The following is a 4,959-nucleotide window of genomic DNA, read 5'->3' as shown; positions in this document are numbered from 1 at the left end:
TAGCCTTCATAGAGGTAGTCACAGTTAATAGACTTCTTGAACCTACGCATGACAGTCGTCGCAAGTACCTTCCCCGTCTGTGAGGTCGGAAAACAGCAGCTGACATGCTCATAATACTCGATATCAAGCAAAAGATCCATCAGGTTCCTGTAGTCGTTCAGTACAATACAGTCACAACGTTCAGGCAGTCCCCTACCCTGTTCCTTTAGCAGCAGTGTCTTATAAGCCAAATAGTCGAACAAGTCGACAAACAGGCAACACCGTTTACAACGGATAGCTTTCTTGAAGGGGATGCAGACTGTGCCTGGTTCATCAATGGTGATGGGTAGCGTCATCGGAAGGTCACTACTGAAGAACTCCATACCGCCATGCTTGTTTTTGATGCCTACACCATGGCAGATGCGGTTGTGGCACAACAGTTCCACATGCTTCATCTGCGTTTTTGGCACAACATCCTGTGGAAATCCAACAGACTCCAGCATTTCCAATCCGTTTTCATCCAAAGGGGTGACGAAACGGATGCTGGCATCGCCGATATGAAAAAAACGCTGGTTCAATCCGTCACTCATCGACACTCGCTGATAGAGAACCGAACATACATCCTGCCTCGTGAACTATGAATGCTCACGACATCATCGCGCTGCTGCAACTGCAGACCCTTGCGCTTTTCCAATACACCAGAGTCCAGAACAAGCTGTCCGATGGCACGGAGGTTGCCTGCTGCTGTCTCTGTAGATGTGGTCTCTTCGTAAAGTTCGGTGGGAATCTTTATCAGGAATCGCATCAACCATTTGGGACGCTTCCTGACATGCTCTGTCTTAATTACCTTATATACCTGCATAATACCAAATGTTTAAAATTCGGTTGCAAAGGTACTCGGATAATTCTTTTATTTAGAAATTTAACATTTCAAATTTTCGAAAATTGACAAAGTTTTATATTTAAAAGGAACATTAAGGAACAGATAATCTCGTTTGTTCCGATGCATTGCTCCGACAAGAAATCAGTCCTTAATCTCCTCGTAAGTATCCATTGTTTCATTCAAGAAGTTGTCCATCGCCTTATAGACGTAAGCCTTGATGTCCTTGATTTCACCCTTCTTGTCATCATGCACCATCATATAAATAGTGGAAACTTTGGTTATCATCTCCTGAATGTTCTGCTCGTTGATGCGCTTCATCAAGCTCTCAATCTCACGCTGGGTGAAACCGAAGTGCTTCATGATCATATTCTGAAGTTGTTCATACTGACGGTCAAAGACTGCCTGATCTTCATTGTTCACCAACTTTGGAGACTTGTAAATACGGAACTCAATCTGGTCGGGTTCACCGGCCTTCTTGTAGCCCGTGTATTTCTTCTCATAAGTGAAGTAACAGTCGCAATAACCGGCACGGGCCAGCTCTTCCAATTCCTTTTGAGCGGGGTCGAGCACACGGGCGGCAAGTTTACGGAACTCACGGTATTTATCCTCCAACTGAAGCCACTTGCGGAGTTCCTGAGAAGACATCACACTGCGCCCTACTCGCGTCCAGGCCGTGATGTACATATAGATACGCTGCGTGTACTTGTTGTTACTGCTGGTCACGACTTCCTTACCCAGACGATGCCAACCAAGTTCGAACGTCACCAACTTCTCGGCCACCTCCTTGTCAATATGCACCACGACGTAGGTCTTGTACTTCTCTTCAGGGATGAAGACATCGCACAGGCTGGTGACCTTACGATAGCGCTTGCCCTCCTTCGACTTGAAGGGAATCTCGACGGGAATGGCAGGCAGCATCTTCAAGGAACTGCGGAGTTCATTGTAGTGGTTGCGGTCGATGCCGAAACTGCGAAAATCGAGATTGAACGACAGGCCACCTTTCTCGTTGGCGATCTCACCGCGCTGGACGGTGGCTAAGCTCGACACACCATTACCGGCATTCAGCATCTGGCGGAGGATATTCTGCAGACACTCCAGAATGGACATGAGCACCTTGTTCTGCACCGACGTATAGTTGTGGCGCATCAGGGTGAGCGTCAGCGGAGCCAACAGCCAGGTCTCTTCCTCGATAGGGATGAGTCCTTCGGGCAGCTTCACTTTCGTGCTCTTGCGACCAGGTTTCTTCTTGGGCTTCGTCTGCTTGGCAGATGCTCCTTCGTTTGTTGTTGACTTAGCTGTAGCCATTTTTAATGATAATTTGATATCGAACGTTCAATTTCGGTTGTAAAAGTACGCTTTTTCTGCGTAACAACCAAATTTTAACACGACTATTTTTATACCGCCACAAAAAGGGAACATGGGTTTAAGAATGTTCCTATTTTGTTCCGATTACGTCTTAACTAACTGACTGATAGTCAGATATTATCATTTTTAGGTGCACGATTTTGTTCCGCTTTGAAAATGTTCCTTTTTTGTTCCGCAAAATGCCCAAAACTCTACTGCATACGCGGTCTGACGAGGGGTCGAAGTGCACGATTTTGTTCCGCTTTCATGCTTGAATAATAAAAAATGTTAATCAAGACGTCGAAAACCCTATCTATGCTCAAAAACAGGGTATCAGGTGCACGATTTTGTTCCGCTCCAGAGTGTTCCTTTCTTGTTCCGCTCAACAGCTCGATACCATCTTTTTCCTTACATTGAGGTGCATGATTTTGTTCCGCTTGATGGCTTTATCGCCACAAAAAGGGAACTTGCACGATTCTGTTCCGCTTTAATGCGCTCTTATAGTTTACTTTCAGTAAACAGAAATCTTCAATTTTTCGACTCGCCAAAATGTTCCTTTTTTGTTCCGCTAAATCGCTGAATCGGCCATTTATAGAGGCTTTCGCCTACATCAAAGTGCATTAATTTGTTCCGCTTTGTGTCTTCGACTTCAGCTAAACCGCCACAAATTCGTGGCTTTTTCATCAGATTGTTCCTATTTTGTTCCGTTTTTCGGCTCGATAGCCTCTGTCTACTGGGCTTCCATCCGCATTAGGTGCACAGATTTGTTCCGCTTTATAGCGTATATATATTCATTCCTTTCCCTTTTCTTTTCCCTACCGTTGAAAAATCTTGTTTAAGATAGTTTTCTTTCTTATTAAAATCAAGTATTAGAACTATAGGGATTGCGAAATGCCTTTATTTACTGGGCTTTTCAACGATTTGCCGCCACAATTTGGTAACATTTCCGCCACAACTTAGGAACTTCATCGCCACAATTTCGTAACCCTACCGCCACAAAAAAGGAGCGTCTTCGCCACAATTTCGTAACATTTATCTTTACCCGCCACAAATAGGGAACTTTTGCGCCACAAATAGGGAACTTTTTAACTCAAAATTTCTAAATCTTGACAAATTTAGTCGATTTTCAACTAATTATGAAGAGTGTTGCAACCACTCCCCTACCCTATATGCTTCAAAAACGCTGTTATTTTGGAATCTTTGAAAACCCTGTCTATGTAGTTATTTCAAGCCATCACCGCCACAAAAAAGGTACTTTCCTCACATTCGAGTAAAGCACCTTTGGAACAAAAAGGGAACTTTTTCCACTTTTTTGACTAAAATGGCATATCTTTATCCTTCGTACCCTTGTTTATCTCTTTTGCCAGGGCCATGTAATCCTCGGCACCGTTGCATTTGGGATTGTAGTCAAAGATGCTCATGCCACATGCTGCAGCTTTGTTCAGCTCCTCACACTGTCGGATAGCCGTGTGATACAGGTTCTCTGGGGCCTGTGTGAGCAGTAGTTCCTTGATCTGCTTGCTGACACCCCACTTCGTCTGTTTGGTGAGCAGATAGTGGCCACGAACCTCTTTGTTATTCGCGCGTATAATCTGCGTGAGCTTCTTTGCTCCAGGAATCGAGAACTTGTCTGCGATGGGTATTATCAGCTCGTCAGCGGCCACTATAACGTTGACCAGCATGGCGCCGGAACCAGGAGCAGAGTCGATGATAACGTAGTCATACTCGCCCTTCACTTTTTCAAGCCATTCTGACATGTATTTCGTAGCACCAGCATCCTCCTCGATAGAGAGTTCGATGTTATGTGAATCAGCATCCAAAGCCGTTGATCCTGGAATCAGGAACAGCTTCTTTGAAACCTGCTGTGGATTCACTTCTATATCGTCGTTGTTTAAGTAGTCTGAGAGCGTAGGAACAGTTACTTCCTCAACGCTCTGCATGGTCAGGTTACACTGTCCGTCAGCATCTACCAAAAGTACGGTTTTACCCATCTTAGCGAGGGCGGCACCGAGGTTTGCCGCAGTCATGGTCTTCCCTACCCCACCCTTGTGGTTGACGACGGTTATAATCCTTGTTTTCTTTGTTGTTGCCATAGTCATAATCATTTAAACCAGTTCTGGATACGCATTCATCACTGCGTAGCCAATAAGCTCCTTGATAGTTCTCTTCTCCTCCTTTGCTTTCTTACGCAACGCTTTGACCAAAGTTTCAGGCAGTTGTAGATTGACAGATACCTCGTCAATACCCTTGATGAGTTCTTTACGGGGACGGCCTTGCTTGGGATGTTCAAACTCAATGCCTTTGGCACCACCCTGTTTGATAATCTGCTGGGCTACCTGCTTGATAAGATCCTCAGAAGCCATCACATCTTCCAAAGTAAGCGGTTTACGAGCTTCTGGAGCTGCTTCAGGGCTAGCCTGAGCTTCCACAGGAGCATTTTCCTGCGGTTTTTCAGGCGTTTCAGTGATTTCTGGAGCTGGTGTCGCTTCAGTTGTAGAATTGGCTGCTGGAGCCTCACTCTGAGCTTGCACGATGTTATCGAGCTTCTCTACTGTCGTTCCATTCAGGAACCCCGTGTTACCTTTCTTCTTGATAGCCATACTTCGTTGCGTTTAAATGTGTCGCAAAGATAAATAATAATCTTTAATAAAGAGCAATCCTTTTATCTTTATTATACAAACAAATATCATCTTTAATAATTATTAACTATATTCTTTAATAATTACGAAATAAAACCTTTAATAAAGAAAATA

At 44.4% G+C, this 4,959-nt stretch carries 5 protein-coding genes; all 5 read right to left on the bottom strand.

The features are described from left to right. Positions 1 to 569: hypothetical protein (locus Q0R57_RS14500; protein WP_294749191.1), on the bottom strand; the 569-nt coding region annotated here is incomplete at its 3' end. Then, entirely contained in the window at positions 566 to 841 is a 276-nt protein-coding gene (locus tag Q0R57_RS14495; protein ID WP_237827960.1) for a hypothetical protein, read from the bottom strand. The genes Q0R57_RS14500 and Q0R57_RS14495, both read right to left, overlap by 4 nt. A gap of 162 nt (positions 842 to 1,003) precedes the next feature. Further along, entirely contained in the window at positions 1,004 to 2,167 is a 1,164-nt protein-coding gene (locus Q0R57_RS14490; RefSeq protein ID WP_094390315.1) for a replication initiation protein, read from the bottom strand. Between the two features lie 1,355 nt (positions 2,168 to 3,522). Next, positions 3,523 to 4,299, bottom strand: a complete 777-nt coding sequence (locus Q0R57_RS14485) for a ParA family protein (RefSeq protein ID WP_158214973.1) — start codon at positions 4,297 to 4,299, stop codon at positions 3,523 to 3,525. Positions 4,300 to 4,311: 12 nt separating this feature from the next. Next, positions 4,312 to 4,806, bottom strand: a complete 495-nt coding sequence (locus tag Q0R57_RS14480; protein ID WP_237827963.1) for a hypothetical protein — start codon at positions 4,804 to 4,806, stop codon at positions 4,312 to 4,314. Positions 4,807 to 4,959 lie beyond the last annotated feature (153 nt).

Origin of the sequence: uncultured Prevotella sp. (assembly GCF_946407605.1) — a bacterium.
GTDB lineage: Bacteria > Bacteroidota > Bacteroidia > Bacteroidales > Bacteroidaceae > Prevotella.
This window is presented reverse-complemented; position numbering and strand designations above follow the sequence as displayed.